We start from the raw sequence: 21,044 nt of genomic DNA, 5'->3' as shown, positions 1-21,044 counted from the left end.
TGCGGTCAACCGCACATGCTGCCTTGGAGACACGCTGATGAGAGCCCGTTACCGCTGGCCGTTGATCGGCCTGGCCAGCCTGATCGTGCTGTTGCTGGCGCTGCACCTGGCCCTGCCCTACCTGGTGCGCGACTACCTCAACGACAAGCTGGCCGACATGGGCGATTACCGTGGCCAGATAACCGACGTCGACCTGGCCTGGTGGCGCGGCGCGTACCAGATCAACGGGCTGAAGATCGTCAAGACCACCGGCAAGGTGCCGGTGCCGTTCCTCGACGCCCCGCTGATCGACCTGTCGGTGAGCTGGCATGCCCTGTGGTACGACCGCGCGGTGGTAGCCGAAGTGGTGTTCGACCGGCCTGAACTGAACTTCGTCGACGGCGGCAACAAGCAGAACTCGCAGACTGGCCAGGGCACCGACTGGCGCCAGCAACTGGAAAAACTGCTGCCGATCACCCTCAACGAGGTACGCATTGATGATGGCGTGCTGACCTTCCGCAATTTCAACTCGAAGCCACCGGTCAACCTCAAGGCCACCCAGTTGAACGCCAGCATTCGCAACCTTACCAACATTCGCGACGAACAAGGCCGACGCGACGCCAGCTTCGATGGCACGGCGCTGATCGTGGGCGATGCCAAGGTGGAAAGCCGCGCCACGTTCGACCCGTTCAGCAACTTCGACGACTTCGAGTTCCGCCTGCGCGCCACCGGTATCGAGCTGCGCAAGCTCAATGACTTCGCCAGCGCCTACGGCAAGTTCGACTTCAACGCCGGCCACGGCGACGTGGTGATAGAAGCCGAGGCCACCAACGGGCGCTTGACCGGGTACATCAAGCCGCTGTTGCGGGATGTGGATGTGTTCGACTGGCAGCAGGACGTGCAAGAAAAGGACAAAGGCTTCTTCCGCTCGATCTGGGAAGCGCTGGTGGGCGCGACCGAGACAGTCCTGAAAAACCAGCCGAAGAACCAGTTCGCCACCCGGGTGGAATTGCATGGCAGCGTACGCAAGCAGAATATCAGTGCGTTCGAGGCGTTCCTGCAGATCCTGCGCAACGGGTTCATCGAAGCGTTCAATGCGCGCTATGAGCGTGACGCGCCGGATTCCGACTGAGATGGCGTGACGGGGCATTCAGGGACTGAATACCCGGTCTGCGTTTCCAGTCGGCGAACCCCGCGTTATAGTCGGTGACAAATCGAAAACAGGTATTGGGCTTTCGCGGGCACGCCCGCTCCCACAGGTACCCCACAGATCCGCAAGGTTGTGCAATACCTGTGGGAGCGGGCGTGCCCGCGAAGAGGCCCTGACAGGCATACGGCAGAGGACAGACCCCATGAAGTTCGAAGGCACCCGCGACTACGTCGCCACAGACGACCTGAAACTGGCGGTAAACGCGGCCATCACCCTCGAACGCCCCTTGCTGGTCAAGGGCGAACCCGGCACCGGCAAGACCATGCTCGCCGAGCAGCTGGCCGCCTCGTTCGGCGCACGGCTGATCACCTGGCACATCAAGTCCACCACCAAGGCCCACCAGGGCCTGTACGAGTACGATGCGGTCAGCCGCCTGCGCGACTCGCAGCTGGGCGTGGACAAGGTCCACGACGTGCGCAACTACCTGAAGAAAGGCAAGCTCTGGGAAGCCTTCGAGGCCGATGAACGGGTGATCCTGCTGATCGATGAAATCGACAAGGCCGACATCGAGTTCCCCAACGACCTGCTGCAGGAACTCGACAAGATGGAGTTCTACGTCTACGAAATCGACGAGACCATCAAGGCCAAGCAGCGCCCGATCATCATCATCACCTCGAACAACGAGAAGGAACTGCCAGACGCCTTCCTGCGCCGCTGCTTCTTCCATTACATCGCCTTCCCCGACCGCACCACCCTGCAGCAGATCGTCGACGTGCACTACCCCAACATCAGCCAGGCGCTGGTCAGCGAAGCGCTGGATGTGTTCTTCGACGTGCGCAAGGTGCCAGGCCTGAAGAAAAAACCGTCCACCTCCGAGCTGGTCGACTGGCTCAAGCTGCTGATGGCCGACAACATTGGTGAAGCGGTACTGCGCGAGCGCGACCCGACCAAAGCCATCCCACCGCTAGCCGGGGCCCTGGTGAAGAACGAGCAGGACGTACAGCTGCTCGAACGCCTGGCCTTCATGAGCCGGCGCGGCAACCGCTGACAGGAGCCGGGCCATGCTGCTCAACCTGTTCAATGAAATGCGCGCGGCCAAGGTGCCGGTGTCGGTGCGCGAACTGCTCGACCTGCACCAGGCCCTGCAGAAGCACGTGGTGTTCGCCGACATGGACGCGTTCTACTACCTCGCCCGCGCCATCCTGGTAAAGGACGAACGCCATTTCGACAAGTTCGACCGGGCTTTCGCGGCCTACTTCAAGGGCCTGGAAAACCTCGACCGGCACATCGAGGCGCTGATCCCCGACGACTGGCTGCGCAAGGAGTTCGAGCGCTCGCTGAGCGACGAAGAGCGGGCGCAGATCCAGTCGCTCGGCGGCCTGGACAAGCTGATCGAGGAATTCAAGAAGCGCCTCGAAGAGCAGAAGGAACGCCACGCTGGCGGCAACAAGTGGATCGGCACCGGCGGCACCAGCCCGTTCGGCTCGGGCGGTTTCAACCCCGAGGGCATCCGCGTGGGCGAGGCCGGCAAGCGCCAGGGCAAGGCGGTGAAGGTGTGGGACCAGCGTGAATACAAGAACCTTGACGACCAGGTCGAGCTGGGTACGCGCAACATCAAGCTGGCGTTGCGCCGGCTGCGCAAGTTCGCCCGCGAAGGCGCCGCCGAGGAACTGGACATCGACGGCACCATCGACCACACCGCACGCGATGCCGGGCTGCTGAACATTCAGATGCGCCCCGAGCGGCGCAACACGGTCAAGCTGCTGTTGCTGTTCGACATCGGCGGTTCGATGGATGCCCACATCAAGGTCTGCGAAGAGCTGTTTTCGGCGTGCAAGACCGAATTCAAGCACCTGGAGTACTACTACTTCCACAACTTCGTGTACGAGTCGGTATGGAAGAACAACCTGCGCCGCACCTCGGAGCGGTATTCCACCTTCGACCTGCTGCACAAATACGGCGATGACTACAAAGTGGTGTTCGTCGGCGATGCGGCCATGGCGCCCTACGAAATCACCCAGCCAGGTGGCAGCGTCGAGCACTGGAACGAAGAAGCCGGCTACGTGTGGATGCAGCGCTTCATGGAGAAATTCCGCAAGATCATCTGGATCAACCCGTACCCGAAGCAGGCCTGGGACTACACCGCATCGACCCATCTGGTGCGCGACCTGATCGAAGACAAGATGTACCCGCTGACCTTGCAGGGGTTGGAAGAAGGGATGCGTTACCTGTCCAAGTGATGTTGCCAGTGCTGGCCCTTTCGCGGGTGAACCCGCTCCCACAGGTATTGCGCAAGCCTTGAGGCCTGTGGGGTACCTGTGGGAGCGGGTTCACCCGCGAAGAGGCCGGAAGCCTTAACGCCAACGGTCCAGGTATGCCTGCTGCTCCCGCCACGCCTCGTCCTGCACCACCGCCCTGAAGCGCACCACCGCTCCCGGCATGCACTGCGCCAGCTGTGCCAGCGCCAGCGGCGTCAACGCCCCCAGCCGCGGATAGCCGCCAATTGTCTGCCGGTCATTGAGCAGCACGATCGGCTGCCCGTCCGGCGGCACCTGTACCGCGCCCAGCGGAATGCCCTCGGAAATCATCGGCGCCCCCTGATGGACCAGCTGCGGCCCCAGCAGGCGGATGCCCATGCGGTCGGCGCGGCTGTCCAGGGTCCACTCGCGATTGAACGCCTCGAACAGGCTGGTACCGCTGAACTCGCCAATCTGCGCGCCCATCACCAGGTCGAGCACTGGCTTTTGCAGGTATTGCGGCCGCAGCGCTGGCGGCACCTCGCGCAGCGTCGTTGCGCTGCCGGCGAAGGTCAACAACTGGCCCTTGCCAAGCGCAGCCCCGCGGCCATCGATGCCGCCCAGTGCTTCGCGTACCACCGTGGCACAACTGCCCAGCACGTCCGCCCCGAGGACCCCCCCAGGTGCCGCCAGGTAGGCCCGCACGCCCTGCTTCGGCTGCTGCAGGGTCAACCGCTGCCCCTTGGCCAAGACAAAGCTGCGCCACGGCGCCAGCGGCTGGTCATCGACCCGCGCGTCCAGGTCGGCACCGGCCAGCGCCAGCACGCAATCCTGTTCGGCCACCACGCAGAAACCACCCAGCGCCACCTCGGCCACCGGCGCCGCCAACGGGTTGCCCAGCAGCCAGTTGGCCCAGTGCATCGCCACCCAGTCCAGCGCCCCGCCCTGGGTCACGCCCAGGTGGCGCACGCCGAAGCGCCCGGCATCCTGCAGCTGGCACAGCGGCGTACTGGCCTCGATCATCAATTGCTTCATCCTTGCGCCTCCACATCACCGCCCAGAGCCAGGAACTCGCTGCGCGAAACCGGCACGAAGCGCACCCGGTCGCCGGGTTGCAACAGGCTGTAGCCCTCGCGCTCGCGGTCGAACAGGCGCACCGGGGTACGCCCGATCAGGTTCCAGCCACCCGGCGACACCGCCGGATAGGCTGCGGTCTGGCGTTCGGCAATGCCGACACTACCCGCCGCCACACGCTTGCGCGGGGTGCTTAGGCGTGGGCTGGCCAAGCGTTCGTCGACCAGGCCCATGAAGCCGAAACCAGGGGCGAACCCCAGGGCGAACACCGGGTACTCACGCGCGCTGTGCAAGCGGATCACCTCGGCTTCACTCAAGCCGCTGCGGGCCGCCAGCAGCGGCAGTTCCGGGCCGACGCTGGGGTCGTACCACACCGGGATCTCATGGCGGCGCCCAGCGCTGCCCGTGTCTGGCTGCACGCCTTCCAGCGCACCAAGGATCAGCGCCCTCGCCTCCCCCGGTGGCAGGTCGAACTGCACCATCAGCGTGGTGTAGGACGGCACCAGGTCCAGCAGGTGCTCGCCGAATGCCGCGCGCAAGCGCTGGCTGGCGGCGAGCAGCCAGGGCATGTTGGCCTCGTCGATGCGTTCGAACAGGCGCACCATCAGGCTGTCGACGGCCACCACCTCGATCCGTGGGTTCATGGCGACTCCAGCGCTTCGAGGGCCTGGCGAATCTGCCGTACCGCCGCCACCGAGCTGTCGTTGTCGCCGTGCACGCAGAGGGTGTTGGCCTCAAGTTGCAACGCGCTGCCATCGTCCGCCACCAGCGTTTCGCCACGGGCAAGGCGCACGGCCTGGTCCACTACCAGTGCCGGGTCGTGGTGCACCGCACCGGGCAGGCGCCGCGACACCAGGTGGCCACTGGCGGTGTAGGCGCGGTCGGCGAACGCCTCGAACCACAGCGGCACGCCAATTTCATCGCCCAGCGCCTGGGCCGCACGATTGTCGGCGGTGGCCATCAGCATCAACGGCAGGTCGTCGCCGTAGGCCGCCACAGCCTCCAGCACGCTGCGCAGCTTGAGCGGGTCGGCCATCATGTCGTTGTACAGCGCGCCATGGGGTTTCACATAGGCCACGCGGCCACCCTGAACTTTGCAGATACCGTCCAGCGCACCGATCTGGTAGTGCAGCAGGTCGCGGATTTCCTCCGCGCTGCAGGCCATGGAACGGCGACCGAAGCCGACCAGGTCCGGGTAGGCCGGGTGTGCGCCAATGGTCACCCCGTGCTCCAGCGCCAGGGCCACGGTGCGGCGCATGGTGCCAGGGTCGCCGGCGTGGTAGCCGCAGGCGATGTTGGCGCAATCGATAAACGGCATGACCTCGGCATCCAGGCCCATGCGCCAGCTGCCGAAACTCTCGCCCATGTCGCAGTTGAGTAGCAGGCGTTTCACCGCTCGGCCTCCCATGTGGTTGTTCATATGCCTACCTTACCGCGCCTGCAGCTGTTTGCCGCGGGTTTCCGGCAGGCTCAATGCGGCCAGGATCACCACGCCGTAGGACACCGCGGAGAACACGCCGATGCCCAGGCCCAGCGGCACCTTCTGGCCGAGCACGCCGATCAGCAGTGGGAACAGCGCCGCCACGACCTTGCCGATGTTGTAGCAGAAGCCCTGCCCCGAACCGCGGATACGGGTGGGGAACAGCTCGGTGAGGAACGCGCCCATGCCGCTGAAGATGCCCGAGGCGAAGAAGCCCAGCGGGAGCCCCAACCACAGCATCACGTCATCGCTGACTGGCATTTGCGTGTACAGCAGCACGATGACGAACGAGCCCACCGCAAACAGGATGAAGTTCTTCTTGCGCCCGAGCAGGTCGGACAGGTACGCGCTGACCACATAACCGATGTAGGAACCGACGATCACCATGGCCAGGTAGCCACCGGTGCCCAGCACACTCAGGCCGCGTTCGCTCTTGAGGAACGTCGGCAGCCACGAGGTGATGGCGTAGTAGCCGCCCAAAGCACCGGTGGTCAGCAGCGACGCGCGCACGGTGGTCCAGAGCATGCCCGGGGCGAAGATCTCGTAGAAGCGCGAAGGCACCTCGGCGCTTTCCACGGCCTTGGCCTCGCGATACACCTCGGGGTCCTTGACCAGGCGGCGGACGAAGATCACGAAGATCGCCGGCACCAGGCCCAACAGGAACAACGCACGCCAGGCCTGCTCTGCCGGTAGCCAGGAAAACAGCAGCGCGTAGAGAATGGCGGTGAGGCCCCAGCCAAGCGCCCAGCCGGACTGCACCATGCCCACCGCCTTGCCACGGTCCTGGGCACGGATCACCTCGCCGATCAGCACTGCGCCGGCGGTCCATTCCCCCCCGAAGCCAAAGCCCATCAGGGTACGGGCGATCAGCAGCTGCTGGTAGTTCTGGGCGAAGCCGCAGAGGAAGGTGAAGAAGGCGAACCACAGCACGGTCAGTTGCAGGGTGCGCACCCGGCCGATGCGGTCGGAGAGGATGCCGGCAATCCAGCCGCCGGCGGCCGAGGCGATCAGCGTGCTGGTGTGGATCAGCCCGGCCTCGGTGGTGCTGATGCCCCACAGCATGATCAGCGTGGGGATGACGAAGCTGAGCATCTGCGTGTCCATGCCATCCAGGCCATAGCCGATCTTGCAGCTCCAGAAGGTGCGTCGTTGCTGGGAATCGATATCGCGGTACCAGGCGAATGGCCCGGTCGATGAGGAGGGACTGACCTGCTGCTGCACGCCGGTGGGGTTCATGGTTGCCTCGGCTTGTTGGTATTGTTTTACGGGCGACACAGGGTCGCGGCCTGGGCATCATTGTTCAGAGGCCACGCCAGCTGCGTCCAACGAGAAAAACCGCCGGTCTGGAACAAGAAAAACTGATCATGAACCTTCGTTTCCTCGAAACCTTCGTCTGGGTTGCCCGGCTCAAGAGCTTCCGCCTGACCGCGGAAAAGCTGTTCACCACCCAGGCCTCGGTGTCCAGCCGTATCGCCGCACTGGAGGCCGACCTGGGGGTGAAGCTGCTGCTGCGCGACTCGCGCGGGGTCAGCCTGACCCCGGAAGGGAGCAAGGTGCTGGAGTATGCCGAGCGCATGCTGGACACCGCCAAGGCCATGAAGCAGTCACTGGACAGCGACCGGGCCAAGGTCGGGCGCATCCGCATCGGGGTGATGGACACGGTGATCCATACCTGGATGAGCGCGCTGGTGGCCGAGCTGAGCGAACGCTACCCGCAGGTGGAGATCGAACTGGTGGCCGACACCGCACTGAATCTGCGCGAGCAGTTGCAGAAGGGTTTTCTCGACGTGATCCTGCAGACCGACCTGGTGCGCGAGCAATCGATCCGCAGCCTCGACCTGGCGCGCTACCCGATGGGCTGGATCGTGGCGGCAGGCTCGCCGCAGCACCGCGACTATGCCTCCCTGGCCGAACTTGGGCGTGAGCGCATCATCACCTTCTCGAAGAACTCACGGCCGCACCAGGAGGTGCTGAGCCTGCTACAAGGCGCGGGTGCCGAAACGCCGCGCTTGAACTGCGTGAATTCGGTGGCGGCGATTACCCGGTTGCTGCGCGACGGCTTTGGCATTGGCGCGTTGCCGCCGGCGCTGGTGGATGCCGAGTTGAGCCGCGGTGAGCTGGTGTTGCTGCAAGGGCTGCAACCGCCGCCAAGCCTTGAGCTGGTAGTGGCCTGGCAGACCGGGGTGGCGTTGGTGGATGAGGTGGTCGGGGTGTGCCGGCAAGTGCTGCAAGGGTATGCGCGGGATGTGGGCGGGCAGCGGATTGTATTGGTCTGAGCGTTTGGCTTTCTCGCGGCCGGCTGACGCGGTCCCTGTAGGAGCGGCCTTGTGTCGCGAAAGGGCTGCAGAGCAGCCTCGGCAATTGCTGCATCGCTGCTGAACCCTGGGGCCGCTTTGCGGCCCTTTCGCGACACAAGGCCGCTCCTACAGGGACCGCGTCAGGCCACGGATGAGTGCAGGTGAATCAGCGCCAGCTCTCTTTCACCGCCCTGCGCCGCCCACCCAGGATCAGCCAGCCAATCCCCAACAGCAGGCTTTCCACCACGAAAGCCAGGACGAACCCTGCACCCAGCCCCCAGCCAACCGCCTCGGGTACCAGCAATATCTGATAGCTGTAGCTGTTCAGGGTCTCTTCCCGCATTTGCGGGTCGGCCTGCACCAGCACGTGCCAGGTACGTTCGGCCCATGAGCCTTGCAACGCCTGCCATTCGCTTTCCAGCAGATCGTTACGAATCATCAGGCTTTCGATGCTGTTGGCATCACTGAGGAATACCGGGTCGTCGCTGCTGCGGTAGTGCCGCAGCAGCGCCTGCAAGTCACCGTTGAAGAAGCGCTCGGCCGTCTGCCGGAAACCATCCAGTGCCTCGCGCGATTCGAACAGGTGCGCCTCGACCCGCTGGCTGTAATCCTTAACCAGCCCCGGGACCTGGATGCCGGCCAGCAGGCCGAAGGTGAACAGCAGCAACCGCAGGTAACTTCTGAACATGCAGCGTCCTTAGCTCTGGCCGTGCGCCACGCATTCGCCGTGCCGCCACAGGGCCCATTGTCCCGGCGCGTAGCGCTGCCAGGTCTCGTTCTCGGTCAGGGCCTCGGTAGCGATGACCGTGACCACGTCGTTGGGGGTGGTTTCGGTGTGAAAATCAACGATCAGGTCGACATCCTTCAACCGCGCCGCACCAAAGGGTGCACGCCGCGTGATGTGCACCAGCTTGGTCGAGCAGAAGCAGAACAGCCAGTCGCCGTCGCTGAGCATGCAGTTGAACACGCCCAGAGACCGGTAGCCGGCACAGGCTTCGACCAGCACCGGCAGCAGCTGTTCAACCGCAACCGGCTCGGGAAAGCTGCTACGAATGCGGTTGAGCAGGTCGCAGAAGGCCGCTTCGCTGTCGGTGTCGCCCACCGGCCGGTAGAAACCGGCCTGGCCCTTGAAGTCGCCCAGCTGGCCATTGTGCGCGAAGCACCAGTTGCGGCCCCACATTTCCCGCACGAAGGGGTGGGTGTTGGCCAGGCACACCTTGCCGACGTTAGCCTGGCGGATGTGGCCGATGACCACTTCGCTCTTGATCGGGTAGCGCTGCACCAGGTTGGCCACTTCCGACTCGCTGCTGGCGGCCGGGTCCTGGAACAGGCGCAGGCCACGCCCTTCGTAGAAGCCGATGCCCCAGCCGTCGCGGTGCGGGCCGGTGCGGCCACCGCGCTGCATCAGGCCGGTAAAGCTGAAAACGATATCGGTGGGAACGTTGGCACTCATGCCCAGCAGTTCGCACATCGGCGTGTCTCCGCTTACAGACGGGGCTCGACCCGGCCACCGCCACGCAAGGCGGCAGGGCGTGGGTCGTCAAGGTAGCGGTCGCGGCGCTCGGCGGCCAACGGCGCCTGGGCAGCGAGCGCGTCGTCTTCGGCAGCCTGGCGCTGGGCCGCGGTCTCGGCCTGGGCGCGGCGTTCGCGGGCGCGTTTTTCCAGCGGCCAGCGCAGCGCCACGAAGAGGAAGTACAGGCTGAAGGCGAACATGCCGTACATGGCAAAGTCCGACACCGCGCGCCAGGCGTTGTTGCCGACCTTGAAGGCGATGTCCAGTGCGGTAATGGCAATGGCCGGGGCAAAGCTGTCCTTGGCCGGGTCGACGATGGTCGGGGTCAGCAGCAGCACCGCCAGCACCACCCGCAACGGTTCGCGCAGCCAGCGCCACATCCAGCCGGTGAGTTTGAAGCCCACCAGCAGGCAGCCCAGGGCGGCAACCGCGTATAGGCCCCAGGCCAGGGTGTAGTCGTTCTCGGTCATGGTGATCGTGCAAGCCAGGCAAAGAGATGCCTATGATAAACACTTTTCCAGGCGCAGACAGCGTCTCCCTGTCCCCAGCCAAGAGTTCCCCGATGCCGAACAAGCCTCAGCCACCCATCGCCCATGCCGACAACGCCACCGACCCCTATGCCTGGCTGCAACGGCGCGACAGCCCCGAGGTGCTGGCTTACCTGCAAGCCGAAAACGCCTACCAGGAAGCCTGCCTGGCCGACCAGGCCGCGCTGCGCGAGCAATTGTTCGAAGAGATCAAGGGCCGTATCCTGGAAACCGACCTGTCGCTGCCGACGCCCTGGGGCCCCTACCTCTACTACACCCGCACCACCGCCGGCGACGAGTACCCGCGTCACTACCGCTGCCCGCGCCCGGCCGACGACTCCAACACCGTCGATGCAAGCCAGGAGCAATTGCTGCTCGACCCCAACGCCCTGGCCAATGGCGGCTTCCTGTCGCTGGGCGCGTTCAACGTCAGCCCTGACCATCGCCTGCTGGCCTACAGCCTCGACACCAGCGGCGACGAAATCTTCACCCTGTACGTCAAGGACCTGGCCAGTGGCAACGTCACCACCCTGCCCTTCGACGACTGCGACGGCAGCCTGACCTGGGCCAACGACAGCCAGACGTTGTTCTTCGCCGAACTGGACGACACCCACCGGCCCTGGCGCCTGCGCCGCCACACCTTGGGCAGCGCTGGCGCGCAGACCGTGTTCGAAGAGCCCGACGGGCGCTTCTTCCTGCACTGCTACCGCACCAGCTCCGAGCGCCAGCTGGTGCTGCTGCTCAACAGCAAGACCACCAGCGAAGCCTGGGTACTGGATGCCGAAACGCCGCTGGCGCCCTTTACCTGCCTGGCGCCACGGGTCGAGGGCCACGAGTACTTCCCCGACCACGGCCAGCTCGACGGCCAGTGGCGCTGGTTCATCCGCACCAACCAGGACGGCATCAACTTCGCCCTGTACCACGCACCGGCCACACCGGTGCCAAGCCGCGCGCAATGGCAGGTGCTGGTGCCGCACCGTGAGGCGATCATGCTCGAAGGCCTCAGCCTGAATGCCACGGCACTGACCCTGAGCCTGCGCGAAGGCGGCCTGCCGATCATCGAGGTACGCCCCCAGGGCCTGCCGGCCTACCGTGTCGAGCTACCCGACGCGGCCCACAGCTTGTACGTGCAGGACAGCCTGGAGTTCGCCAGCCCGCGCCTGCGCCTGCGCTACGAAGCGCTCAACCGCCCGGCCCAGGTGCGCCAGCTGGAACTGGCCACTGGCGCCCAGGTGGTGCTCAAGCAAACCCCGGTACTGGGGCCGTTCGACGCCGATGACTATGTCAGCGAGCGCCTGTGGGCCACGGCAGCGGACGGTACCCAGGTGCCGATCAGCCTGGTCCGCCGCCGTCAGGACCTGGGCCAGACCGTGCCGCTGTACCTGTACGGCTACGGCGCCTATGGCGAAAGCCTCGACCCGTGGTTCTCGCATGCGCGCCTGAGCCTGCTGGAGCGCGGCGTGGCCTTTGCCATTGCCCACGTGCGCGGCGGTGGCGAGCTGGGCGAAGCCTGGTACCGCGCCGGCAAGCAGGAGCACAAGCACAACAGCTTCGGCGACTTCATCGCCTGTGCCGAGCACCTGATCGCCGTGGGCGTGACCGCCGCCGATCGCCTGGCCATCAGCGGCGGCAGTGCCGGTGGCCTGCTGATGGGCGCGGTGCTCAACCTGCGCCCCGAGCTGTTCCGTTGCGCGGTTGCCGAAGTGCCGTTCGTCGACGTGCTCAACACCATGCTCGACCCTGAGCTGCCGTTGACCGTGACCGAGTACGACGAATGGGGCAACCCTGAAGAACCAGAGGTGTACGAGCGGATCAAGGCCTACGCGCCGTATGAAAACGTGAAGGCGCAGGCCTACCCGGCGATGCTGGTGGTGGCTGGTTACAACGACAGCCGCGTGCAGTACTGGGAAGCGGCCAAGTGGGTGGCGCGGCTACGCACGCGCAAGACCGACAGCAACCTGCTGCTGCTCAAGACCGAGATGGGCGCCGGGCACGGCGGGATGAGCGGGCGCTACCAGGGGCTGAAGGACGTAGCCCTGGAATATGCGTTCGTGTTTGGCCAGCTGGGTGTAGCTTGAGCTGGCTGGGGGCGCTTTGCGCCCCTTCGCGACACAAGGCCGCTCCTACAACCGATCGCAATCCTGAGCTGCGCCCCAGGCTCGCCCCCCCAAGTCAATCATCCGGTACCACCGGCTTCTGCGGCTCCTGCCGCAACCCCGGCAAAGGCTGGTCTTTCGGCGGCCCAGGCACCGGCATGGGCGGCAACAACGGTGCCCCGGGCTGGCTGTCGTAGGCCTTGGGCGGTGTACTCGGGGTGATCTGCGGGTAGGGCGTGGGCGTTGGTGTACCCGGTGCACCGGGCACTGGCGTGGTCAACCGGGGCGGTGTGCTGGCAGCTTCGGCCATGGGCAGGCCAGCCAGCACCAGCACGGCGAGGATCGCGCGAAACATCAGCAACCTCCTGTCGGGAACCTTCCTACAGGCTACGCCGATATTCCGGTTTTCGCCTGTCCGCCAGCCGTGCAAGCGCGCTAGACTCAGGGGCATAACCGTCATTCGCCTGACCAGAACGAAGGAAACACCATGAGCTCCACCTCTTCCGCCGCCGCTACTGCGCGCCTGGACCGCATTCTGGCCGATGCCAAGCGCGACAAGGAAATGGGCTACCGCGACAAGGCCCTAAAAATGTACCCGCACGTGTGCGGCCGCTGCGCCCGCGAGTTCTCCGGCAAGCGCCTGAGCGAGCTGACCGTGCACCACCGCGACCACAACCACGACAACAACCCGCAGGACGGCTCCAACTGGGAGCTGCTGTGCCTGTATTGCCACGACAACGAGCATTCGCGCTACACCGACCAGCAGTACTTCAGCGAAGGCTCCACCAGCACGCCGAGCATCGCCAAGGCCACCCACAACCCGTTCGCCGGGCTGGCAGGCATGCTGAAGAAGGACTGACCATCGATTGGCCCCCCGCTGCTACCGGGCAGCCCGTATAATCGCGCTTTTTTGCGAAGGGCCCCGGTACGTGGCAAACAAACGATACAGCTGCATCGGCCTGTTCAACCCCAAGTCGGCGGAAAACGTCGGCTCGGTCATGCGCGCCGCGGGTTGCTACGGTGTCAACTCGGTGTTCTATACCGGCAAACGCTACGAACGCGCCCGTGACTTCGTCACCGATACCAAGCGCGTGCACTACGACATCCCGCTGATCGGCATCGACGACCTGCAACGCATCATCCCGCTGGGCTGCACGCCGGTGGCGGTGGAGCTGGTGGAAGGTGCGCGGCCATTGCCGGAATACACCCACCCGGACCGGGCCATCTACATCTTCGGGCCCGAGGATGGCTCGTTGAGCGAGGATGTGCGGGGCTGGTGTGAAGAGACCATCTACATTCCGACCGAAGGTTGCATGAACCTGGCGGCGACAGTGAACGTGGTGCTGTATGACCGCATGGCCAAGGGCCTGAATACCCGTTCGGGGCCCAAGTTCAAATAGCCGACTGAACGATGGCGGCAGCCGGCAGGTCAGCTGCTTACACGTCACACGGAGGCCTCGCCATGCTGGATATCCATTCGGCTGCAACATCGCAGGACAACAACGTTCATGGGCTTGAGCGCGCCAGTTCGCTGGCGGGCGGCGCCTTGATGGTCAGCAAGGGGCTGCGCCACGGCGGCCTGGTCGGCCTGTTGCAGGTTGCCGTGGGCGGCCTGGCGCTGGCCCGCGGCTTCACCGGGCACTGCGCGACCAAGGCCTGGTGGCAGCGCCACCGGCAGGAATATCACCGCTTGCGCTCGGACATCGAGCGCAGTGCCTCCGAACTGCAGGCCTTGAAGGCCAGTGCCGAGGCGGCGACGCGCGGGGTGACGGTGACCGGGAAGGACCCGTTGGCTGGCAGTTGATCCTGCATTGCCTGTGCCGGCCCTTTCGCGGGCGCGCCCGCGAAAGGGCCGGCACAGGCAATGCAGAGGCCTAGCGCAACGCCTTGCTCTGCAACACCTCCGACTGCCGCCCCAGCACGTTCTCGCTGATCTGCACGAAGTCTTCGGTGCTGACACCGGGCAGGCGCATCAGCCCGCGCACCACATCGTCGAGCGAGCGCCTGGCCTGGGTGTGGATGCGAATTTCCGTGTCCAGCGCCTGCAACAGCATTACCCCGCGCGCCACCTGCGCCGGGCTGGCATGCTCGCCTTTGAGCCGGGTGACCTTGGCGCCCTGCTTGCTCAGACGCGCCTGCCAGGCCTGGTAGCGGTCATCGCTTATCCCGCCCGAACGGCGCAGCAGCTCGCTGGCGTAGTAGTCGGTCAGGCTTTCCACCAGCCAGTCGCTGCCGTCGCGCCCATGGATCTGCGCAAACAGTTGCACCACTTCGCGCAGTAGAGGGCTGCTGCCGTTCTCGCTCACCATCGGCCGGCCGCTGTGCAGGTACAACGACCCGTGTGCCGCCGCGGCGCCGCGCCACATGCCATCACGGGCGCCGACCAGCAGCAGTTTTGGCGGGTTACGCGGGAACAGCGCCTGCAATTGCGGCCAGACGAAGGTGAGCAAGGTCAGGCTGTCCATGCGCCGCATGCCCTGCCCCACCGGCGCGGCCACCGTCACCTCGGTATCGCCCAGGCGCGCGCGGCGGCTGCCCAGGTCGCCGGCAAGCATCCAGCCGGTCGGGCGGTCGAACAGGCGCGATACGTTGTCGATGCGGAACTTGTCCTTGCCGATGCGTGGCCAGGCGGTTTCGACGCTGTTCCAGCCCTCGGGCAGGTCGAACGCCAGGCGCGCCACCAGTTCGGTGCCATCCTGCTGGTCGAGGTGCGCCGGCGGTACCAACTGGTCGCCGAGGAACAGCGCCCAATGCGGGTTGATGCGCGACGAATAGGCACCGCCGCGCTTCTGCTCCAGCTGCACACGGTAGCTGAGGCTGGTCTTGCCGGCAGCCGGCTGCCACACGCCACGCTGGCCCTGCGCCTGCCACTTGCCGTCAGCCTGGAAACCGCTGTAGGCCCCGGCCTTGCCCAGGTCGAAATCGAGGCTGCGCACGGCACTGCCGTCGGCCAAGGTAAGGCGGACTTCCGCCTGGCCGGTGGCCGGCAGCAGGCGCACCTGGTAGTCCAGGTCGACCTTCTTCGCCCAGGCTGGCGAGCAGGCGACAAGGCCCAACAGCAACAACAGCTGGCAACGCATAGCGAAACTCCTTGTATCCCGCACAGCGGGCAGCGCCGGTCAGCTGGCGCGGAAAATCAGGTGGTCTTCCCAGTCGTCTTCGTGCACCTCGTGCTCGCTGAGCATACGCCCAGCCTGGGAAATGCGCTGTTCATGCACCTGCTGGCGGTCACCACAAACCAGGTGATGCCAGGCCGGCAGGTCCTTGCCTTCGCTGACCAGGCGGTAGCCGCAGGTGCTCGGCAGCCACTTGAACTGGTCGGCCTTGCCCGGGGTGAGCTGAATGCAATCTGGCACCTGGGCGAAACGGTTGGGGTAATCGCTGCACTGGCAGCTGTTCAGGTCCAGCAGCTTGCAGGCGATGCGGGTGTAATAGACGCTGTTGTCGTCCTCGTCCTCGAGCTTCTGCAGGCAGCACAGGCCGCAGCCGTCACACAGCGACTCCCATTCCTGCGGGCTGAGTTGCTCAAGGGTCTTGCGCCGCCAGAACGGTGCGTTTTCAGCGATCATGACACGGATATCCTGCATTCATCTTGGCGCCGCGGCGCGCGGCGGCGCCAGTCTAGAGCCTGGCCCGCGGCAAAGCCAGACCGCTTGTCAGTGGCGACGCAAGGCAGTAGCGTGCGGGTTTCCCGTCCGTTTGCAGGAACCGCCATGAGCGCCAACCCTCGCGTTGCCGATTACGCCATCAACGAACAATTCATCAACCGCTGGTCGCCACGCGCTTTCACCGCCGAGCCAATCAGCGAAGAGACCCTGCTGAGCTTCCTCGAAGCCGCACGTTGGGCGCCGTCGGCGAACAACTCGCAGCCCTGGCGCTTCCTCTATGCCCGCCGTGACACCCCGCACTGGGAGCGCTACCTGAGCCTGCTGGTGCCGGCCAACCGCAATTGGGCGCAGCGCGCCTCGGCGCTGGTGCTGATCATGTCCAAGACCACCTTCGCCGCCCCCGGTGCCACGGAAGAAAAACCAGCGCTGTGGCATACCTTCGACACCGGTTCGGCCTGGGGTCACCTGGCCCTGCAAGCCAGCATCAGCGGCTGGCACACCCATGGCATGGCCGGCTTCGACCAAGCCCTGGCTCGCCAAGAGCTGAAAGTGCCGGAAGGCTATGTGCTGCACGCTATGGTGGCGATCGGCAAGCTGGGCGACAAGGCCAGCCTGGACGAGGCCCTGCAGGCGCGCGAAGTGCCAAGCCCGCGCAAGCCGCTGAGCGAGCTGGCGGCCGAGGGTGATTTCAGCCTGTAAGGCCTGCTTTTTGCGATACCGGCCTCTTCGCGGGCTTGCCCGCGAAGAGGACGTACAGGTATTACCAATCAGTAGCCACGTGCAAAGTCCACTTCGCCCCGCAACCCTTGCCCCGCCACATACGCCTGCAGATTATCGACAAACAACCGCACCATCGCCGTCGGCGAGGTGGGTGCCGAGCTGTGCCCGGTCAGCAACAGGCCCCAGGCGGTCCAGAACGGGTGCTGCCTGGGCAGTGGCTCCTGGCGGCAGACATCGATCACCGCCCCGGCCAGGTGGCCGTCCTTTAACGCCGCGACCAGGTCGGCGTCGACCACCGCCGCCCCACGCCCGGCATTGATGAACAGCGCGCTGGGCTGGAAGCACTTGAACAGCGCCGCGTCATACAGGTCGTGGGTGGCCGGGGTGTCCGGCAGCAGGTTGAGCACATAGTCGACCTGGCCAACCAGGCGCGGCAGGTCGGCCAACGCGGCCACTTCGACAAACGGCGCCTGTTCCCGCGCGCTGCTGGCGACACCGTACAGGATCACGCCAAACGGCTGCAGGAACTCGGCCACCCGCTGGCCAATGTCGCCGGTGCCGACGATCAGCACCTTGCGCCCTTCCAGGGTCCGCCCCGGGCGGTCGTCCCAACGCCGTTCGACCTGGCTGACCAGGCGCGACAGCACCTCGCGCTCGTGGCCAAGCATGTAGGTGAGCATGTACTCGGCCATGACCTGGCCAAAGATGCCCACGGCGCGGGTCAGGCGATAGTCGCGCGGCAGGCCCTCGGCCAGCAGCGGAGTGATGCCGGCCCAGGTGGATTGCATCCAGGCCGGCTTGTGGCCCTGGCGCAACAGGCTGGCCAGCAGGTCGGGCTGGCCCAGCCACACCGGGCACTGCGGTGCCTGGCGGGCCAGTTCGGCGGAGTCGCCGCTGGTCAGCACTTCCAGCTCAGGCGCGGCGGCACGCAGGATCTCGGCGTAACGAGCATGATCATGCTCAGCAATCAGTACACGCATGATCAGGCCGGGTCGTTACGGCGCAGCAACTCTTCGGGCAGGTGCTCGATGTAGTCGTCTTCGGGGGGCGGCATTTGCAGGTGGTAGCCCTGGTTGTCGAGGTTTTCCAGTACCTTGGCGATGTCTTCGCGGGCCAGCTTGCGCTCGGGGGTCAGCACCAGGTCGAAGGCGTGCATGGGGGTGCCGAAGAATGGCAGCAGGCCTTCGGGCACGCGCTGCAGGCCATCGGCCTTGAGCACGTACAGGTACATTTCGTTCTTGCGTGGGCTCTTGTAGATCGAGCAAATGCGTTTCATCGGGTCTCTCCGGCGCCTGCCAGGCTGTCCAGCAGGGCCTGGCCCATGCGCTCACGGCGCCAGCCGCGCAGCGAATCGGGCAGTTGATAAGGGCCATTGGGGTAGCCGCTCTTGAGCAGCGCTTCCAGGGCTTTCTTGCGCAGCATCAGCTCGGGGGCGATGCCCAGCCGCTCGCCTTCGGCCTGGCCGATGGCACGCAACTGCTTGAGGATGCCGGCAGCCTCGATCGGCAGCGGCTCGGGCAAGGCCGGCGGCCACTGCTCGGGTGGCAGGCTGGCGGCACGCTTGATCAGCTGGATGAGGAACTCACCGTCCTGGCGAATGGTGCGCGGGTGCATCTCGTCGATCTTGGCCAGCGCCGACAGGTTGTTCGGCTGGCTCTTGGCCATCGGCCACAGCGAGTGCTCCTTGAGGATGCGGTTGCGCGGCACATCGCGGTTGCGCGCCTCGCGCTCACGCCAGGCGCACAGTTCGCGCAGCACCGCCAGTTGCTGGGGCGCCAGCTTCCAGGCCAGCTTGACGTCGCGGTACAGGCTTTCGGGCTCGACTTCGCGGCGCAGCTGGGCGACCAGCTCGGCGCCGTCTTCCAGCACCCAGGCGTACTTGTCGTCGGACAGGCGCGGGCGCAACACGCTGAACAGCTCGGCCAGGTGCACGGCATCCTCGGCGGCATAGCTGACCTGGGTGTCGGAGAGCGGGCGCTGCAGCCAGTCGGAGCGGGTTTCACCCTTGGGCAGATCGATGCCCAGCACTTCCTGCACCAGGCGCGAATAGCCCATGGAGAAGCCCAAGTTCAGGTAGCCGGCTGCCAACTGGGTGTCGAACAGCGGTTGTGGCAGCTTGCCGGTCAGGCGCAGCAGCACTTCGAGGTCTTCGCTGCAGGCATGCAGCACCTTGACCACGCTGCTGTCCTCGAGCAGCTCGGCCAAGGGTTGCCAGTTACCGATCAGCAGCGGGTCGATCAGGAACGCACGCTGGCCGTCGCCGATCTGGATCAGCCCGGCCTTGGGGTAGAAGGTGTCGACCCGCATGAATTCGGTATCGACGGCGACGAAGGGCAGTTCGTGCCAGTTCCGGCAGTGTTCGGCCAGGCTCTGGTCGTCACGGATCCAGTGTATTTCGATGGCCACGAGGCTCTCCCACTAACATTGGCGCGCAGTATATACGGCGCGGGCACTGCTGGTGAAACCCGGGCCATCCTTGATATCGATCAGTGGTGCTGTTGTGCATACTCAGAAGATCGCGCGATCACTGTGGGAGCGGGCAAGCCCGCGAAGCAGGCATCACGGTGGCTGGCACGGGCTTCGCCCGTGTTCGCGGGCACGCCCGCTCCCACAGGGCCGCAGCCACCTCCCCGATCACTGCTTCGCCGCCAACCACGGCCGGCAGCTGGCGAACAGGTCCAGCGACTGCTGGTAGACCTCGGTGTGCACCTGCAACAGGCCGAGCATCGAGTGGAACAGGTTGTCCTGCGACAGCGGGGCGTCGCTGAGCTTGGCCAGGCAGTCGGTATCGATGCCGAAGTCGTCCTTGTAGCTGTCGGAGAACCAGGTCAGCAATGGCACGTGCTTCTGCTGCTCGGGGGCGATGGCGTAGGGCGTGCCGTGCAGGAACAGGTTGTATTCACCCAGCGACTCGCCATGGTCGGACAGGTAGATCATCGCCGTGTCGACCTTGTCCTGCTTGCTGCGCAGGGTGTCGATCAGCGCGGCCAGCACCTTGTCGGTATAGGCCAGGGTGTTGTCGTAGCCGTTGACGATTTCCTGCTGGCTGCACTGGTCCAGGGCATTGCTCTGGCACACCGGGGCAAAGCGCTGGTCGGCAGCCGGGTAGCGTTTGAAGTATTCCGGGCCATGGCTGCCCATCTGGTGCAGCACCAGCACGGTGTCCTTGTCGAGGTTGTCGATCAGCTCGCCCAGGCCCTGCAGCAGGATCTGGTCATGGCACTCACCGTCCGCGCACAGTTGCGCGTCCTTGAGGTTGCTGACGTCGATGAATTGCACGCGATCGCAGGTGCCCTTGCAGCCCGACTGGTTGTCGCGCCATTGCACGGCCAGGCCGGCACGCTGGAGGATGTCCAGCAAGCCTTCGCGGTTCTTCGCCACGCGGGCATCGTAGTCCTTGCGCGGCATGCCGGAGAACATGCACGGCACCGAAACGGCGGTTTCCGTGCCGCAGGAGTGCACATCGGAGAACGCCAGCAGGCCCTGCTCGCGGGCAAGGTTCGGCGTGGTGTCGCGGTCATAGCCCAGCACCCCGAAATGGTCGGCCCGCGCACTTTCGCCCACTACCAGCACCGTCAGCGACTTGCGCTCATGTTTTTGCCAGGCGGCATCGCGCCTGGCATCTTCGCCGTAGTGCTGGAATGGCTGCGCAGCACTACCGACGCGCTCGCTGACATAACCGAAGGACGCCCCGACGATGTTGCTGGGGGTCAGCATCAGGCGCAGTTCGTGGTGATTGCGGAACAGCGACGCCAGGCCCTGGTAGTTGACCAGCGCCACCGACCCCAGGGCCACGACACAGGCACCGCCGACCACCAGCTTGCCGAACAGCTCGCGGTGCCAGGCGCGGTAGGCGATCGGCGCTTTCCATACCAGGATCGACGGCAGTACCCCCAGGCCGAGGATATACAAGGCGAATTTCAGCGAGAGCAAGTCACGCACTTCCGCCACATTGGTTTCGGCAATATTGCGGAACATGCCCGCATCAATAAGTACGCCATACTGGTTCATGAAGTAGGCAACACCGGCGCCACTCAGGAACAACACAATGAGTACCGGCTTCAATATGAAGCGGAAGGCCAACAGGGTCAGAATCAGGTTGAATGCGAACAGCATCATCACGGCAAACGCCAGGATCAGCCATAGGCCCGGCAGACCGGGGGGGACGACCTGTTCAAGATGTTGCCAGAGGAAGACATTGAAGCCGATCAGCAGGTAAAGGCTGGCCAGCAGCGTGACCCATTCAGTCCGCAGGGATTTGAAGTTCGGCATCAGTGTTCGCATTCAAGGGTAAGGACCAGCCCGAGGGCCTGGGCGGCACCGCGGAAACTTGGCCGAACTCTAGAAAGCGCACCATCAATTT

23 protein-coding genes are annotated in these 21,044 nt (G+C 65.2%); 9 read left to right on the top strand and 14 right to left on the bottom strand.

Annotation, left to right across the window (positions count from 1 at the left end; translation table 11 throughout):
- Positions 1-37 precede the first annotated feature (37 nt).
- From JKP78_RS20655 to JKP78_RS20645, 3 genes are all read left to right on the top strand, one after another.
- The gene (locus JKP78_RS20655) at positions 38-1,111 is read left to right on the top strand and encodes a DUF748 domain-containing protein (RefSeq protein WP_170031397.1); all 1,074 of its coding nucleotides are present in this window, start codon (positions 38-40) and stop codon (positions 1,109-1,111) included.
- 220 nt (positions 1,112-1,331) lie between these two features.
- Positions 1,332-2,177, top strand: coding sequence for an AAA family ATPase (locus tag JKP78_RS20650; protein WP_186676126.1), 846 nt, complete (start codon positions 1,332-1,334; stop codon positions 2,175-2,177).
- A gap of 13 nt (positions 2,178-2,190) precedes the next feature.
- Positions 2,191-3,369, top strand: coding sequence for a vWA domain-containing protein (locus tag JKP78_RS20645; RefSeq protein WP_186687825.1), 1,179 nt, complete (start codon positions 2,191-2,193; stop codon positions 3,367-3,369).
- Positions 3,370-3,483: 114 nt separating this feature from the next.
- On the opposite strand, the gene JKP78_RS20640 is transcribed toward JKP78_RS20645, so the two are convergent.
- From JKP78_RS20640 to JKP78_RS20625, 4 genes are read right to left on the bottom strand one after another with little or no spacing between them, the layout of a single operon-like run.
- Complete coding sequence (locus JKP78_RS20640) at positions 3,484-4,401, bottom strand: biotin-dependent carboxyltransferase family protein (RefSeq protein ID WP_186687828.1); 918 nt, start codon at positions 4,399-4,401, stop codon at positions 3,484-3,486.
- Complete coding sequence (gene pxpB / locus JKP78_RS20635; protein WP_186687840.1) at positions 4,398-5,084, bottom strand: 5-oxoprolinase subunit PxpB; 687 nt, start codon at positions 5,082-5,084, stop codon at positions 4,398-4,400. The genes JKP78_RS20640 and pxpB overlap by 4 nt, the downstream gene beginning before the upstream one ends.
- The gene (locus JKP78_RS20630) at positions 5,081-5,860 is read right to left on the bottom strand and encodes a 5-oxoprolinase subunit PxpA (protein ID WP_200627438.1); all 780 of its coding nucleotides are present in this window, start codon (positions 5,858-5,860) and stop codon (positions 5,081-5,083) included. The genes pxpB and JKP78_RS20630 overlap by 4 nt, the downstream gene beginning before the upstream one ends.
- Positions 5,861-5,869: 9 nt before the next feature.
- On the bottom strand, positions 5,870-7,156 hold the full coding sequence (locus tag JKP78_RS20625; protein ID WP_186687844.1) for an MFS transporter: 1,287 nt from the start codon (positions 7,154-7,156) through the stop codon (positions 5,870-5,872).
- A 128-nt stretch (positions 7,157-7,284) separates the two neighbouring features.
- Here JKP78_RS20625 and JKP78_RS20620 point away from each other — a divergent pair, with 128 nt between their 5' ends.
- Positions 7,285-8,196, top strand: coding sequence for a LysR family transcriptional regulator (locus tag JKP78_RS20620; RefSeq protein WP_186687847.1), 912 nt, complete (start codon positions 7,285-7,287; stop codon positions 8,194-8,196).
- 187 nt (positions 8,197-8,383) lie between these two features.
- Here the strand turns inward: JKP78_RS20620 and JKP78_RS20615 are convergent, their stop codons facing one another.
- Genes JKP78_RS20615 through JKP78_RS20605 form a run of 3 tightly spaced genes read right to left on the bottom strand, consistent with a single transcriptional unit; the run spans position 8,384 to position 10,200 of the window.
- Positions 8,384-8,905 carry a DUF2937 family protein gene (locus tag JKP78_RS20615; protein ID WP_186687850.1) on the bottom strand — a complete coding sequence of 174 codons (522 nt, stop codon included), beginning with the start codon at positions 8,903-8,905 and terminating at the stop codon, positions 8,384-8,386.
- 9 nt (positions 8,906-8,914) lie between these two features.
- A complete protein-coding gene (locus JKP78_RS20610; protein ID WP_186687852.1) occupies positions 8,915-9,688 on the bottom strand; it encodes a class II glutamine amidotransferase in 774 nt (257 codons plus the stop codon).
- Between the two features lie 14 nt (positions 9,689-9,702).
- A complete protein-coding gene (locus tag JKP78_RS20605; RefSeq protein WP_186687855.1) occupies positions 9,703-10,200 on the bottom strand; it encodes an MFS transporter in 498 nt (165 codons plus the stop codon).
- A 92-nt stretch (positions 10,201-10,292) separates the two neighbouring features.
- Between JKP78_RS20605 and JKP78_RS20600 the strand changes: the two genes are divergently transcribed.
- Positions 10,293-12,335: a S9 family peptidase gene (locus JKP78_RS20600; RefSeq protein WP_200627436.1), complete on the top strand. Its 2,043-nt coding sequence runs from the start codon at positions 10,293-10,295 to the stop codon at positions 12,333-12,335.
- A 94-nt stretch (positions 12,336-12,429) separates the two neighbouring features.
- On the opposite strand, the gene JKP78_RS20595 is transcribed toward JKP78_RS20600, so the two are convergent.
- On the bottom strand, positions 12,430-12,708 hold the full coding sequence (locus tag JKP78_RS20595; protein WP_186687859.1) for a hypothetical protein: 279 nt from the start codon (positions 12,706-12,708) through the stop codon (positions 12,430-12,432).
- 132 nt (positions 12,709-12,840) lie between these two features.
- Between JKP78_RS20595 and JKP78_RS20590 the strand changes: the two genes are divergently transcribed.
- From JKP78_RS20590 to JKP78_RS20580, 3 genes are all read left to right on the top strand, one after another.
- The gene (locus JKP78_RS20590) at positions 12,841-13,212 is read left to right on the top strand and encodes a YajD family HNH nuclease (RefSeq protein WP_003259546.1); all 372 of its coding nucleotides are present in this window, start codon (positions 12,841-12,843) and stop codon (positions 13,210-13,212) included.
- A gap of 70 nt (positions 13,213-13,282) precedes the next feature.
- A complete protein-coding gene (locus JKP78_RS20585) occupies positions 13,283-13,753 on the top strand; it encodes an RNA methyltransferase (protein ID WP_028693028.1) in 471 nt (156 codons plus the stop codon).
- A gap of 62 nt (positions 13,754-13,815) precedes the next feature.
- On the top strand, positions 13,816-14,157 hold the full coding sequence (locus tag JKP78_RS20580) for a YgaP family membrane protein (protein WP_170031429.1): 342 nt from the start codon (positions 13,816-13,818) through the stop codon (positions 14,155-14,157).
- 70 nt (positions 14,158-14,227) lie between these two features.
- Here the strand turns inward: JKP78_RS20580 and JKP78_RS20575 are convergent, their stop codons facing one another.
- Together JKP78_RS20575 and JKP78_RS20570 are read right to left on the bottom strand one after the other, a co-directional pair.
- Positions 14,228-15,433: a hypothetical protein gene (locus JKP78_RS20575; protein WP_170031433.1), complete on the bottom strand. Its 1,206-nt coding sequence runs from the start codon at positions 15,431-15,433 to the stop codon at positions 14,228-14,230.
- Between the two features lie 39 nt (positions 15,434-15,472).
- Positions 15,473-15,922: a YcgN family cysteine cluster protein gene (locus JKP78_RS20570; RefSeq protein ID WP_170031436.1), complete on the bottom strand. Its 450-nt coding sequence runs from the start codon at positions 15,920-15,922 to the stop codon at positions 15,473-15,475.
- 144 nt (positions 15,923-16,066) lie between these two features.
- On the opposite strand from JKP78_RS20570, the gene JKP78_RS20565 reads away from it, so the two are divergent.
- The gene (locus JKP78_RS20565) at positions 16,067-16,660 is read left to right on the top strand and encodes a nitroreductase family protein (RefSeq protein WP_186687861.1); all 594 of its coding nucleotides are present in this window, start codon (positions 16,067-16,069) and stop codon (positions 16,658-16,660) included.
- A 68-nt stretch (positions 16,661-16,728) separates the two neighbouring features.
- Here the strand turns inward: JKP78_RS20565 and JKP78_RS20560 are convergent, their stop codons facing one another.
- The 4 genes from JKP78_RS20560 to JKP78_RS20545 form a co-directional block, all read right to left on the bottom strand.
- Complete coding sequence (locus JKP78_RS20560; protein WP_186687863.1) at positions 16,729-17,661, bottom strand: D-2-hydroxyacid dehydrogenase; 933 nt, start codon at positions 17,659-17,661, stop codon at positions 16,729-16,731.
- Between the two features lie 2 nt (positions 17,662-17,663).
- The gene (locus JKP78_RS20555) at positions 17,664-17,957 is read right to left on the bottom strand and encodes a YcgL domain-containing protein (RefSeq protein WP_170031445.1); all 294 of its coding nucleotides are present in this window, start codon (positions 17,955-17,957) and stop codon (positions 17,664-17,666) included.
- Positions 17,954-19,087, bottom strand: coding sequence for a ribonuclease D (gene rnd / locus JKP78_RS20550; protein WP_186687865.1), 1,134 nt, complete (start codon positions 19,085-19,087; stop codon positions 17,954-17,956). The genes JKP78_RS20555 and rnd overlap by 4 nt, the downstream gene beginning before the upstream one ends.
- A 228-nt stretch (positions 19,088-19,315) precedes the next feature.
- Positions 19,316-20,953 carry a phosphoethanolamine transferase gene (locus JKP78_RS20545; protein WP_186687868.1) on the bottom strand — a complete coding sequence of 546 codons (1,638 nt, stop codon included), beginning with the start codon at positions 20,951-20,953 and terminating at the stop codon, positions 19,316-19,318.
- Between the last annotated feature and the right edge of the window lie 91 nt (positions 20,954-21,044).

Origin of the sequence: Pseudomonas sp. LAM2023, from assembly GCF_016620375.1 — a bacterium.
In the GTDB taxonomy this organism is placed as follows: domain Bacteria; phylum Pseudomonadota; class Gammaproteobacteria; order Pseudomonadales; family Pseudomonadaceae; genus Aquipseudomonas; species Aquipseudomonas anuradhapurensis.
This window is presented reverse-complemented; position numbering and strand designations above follow the sequence as displayed.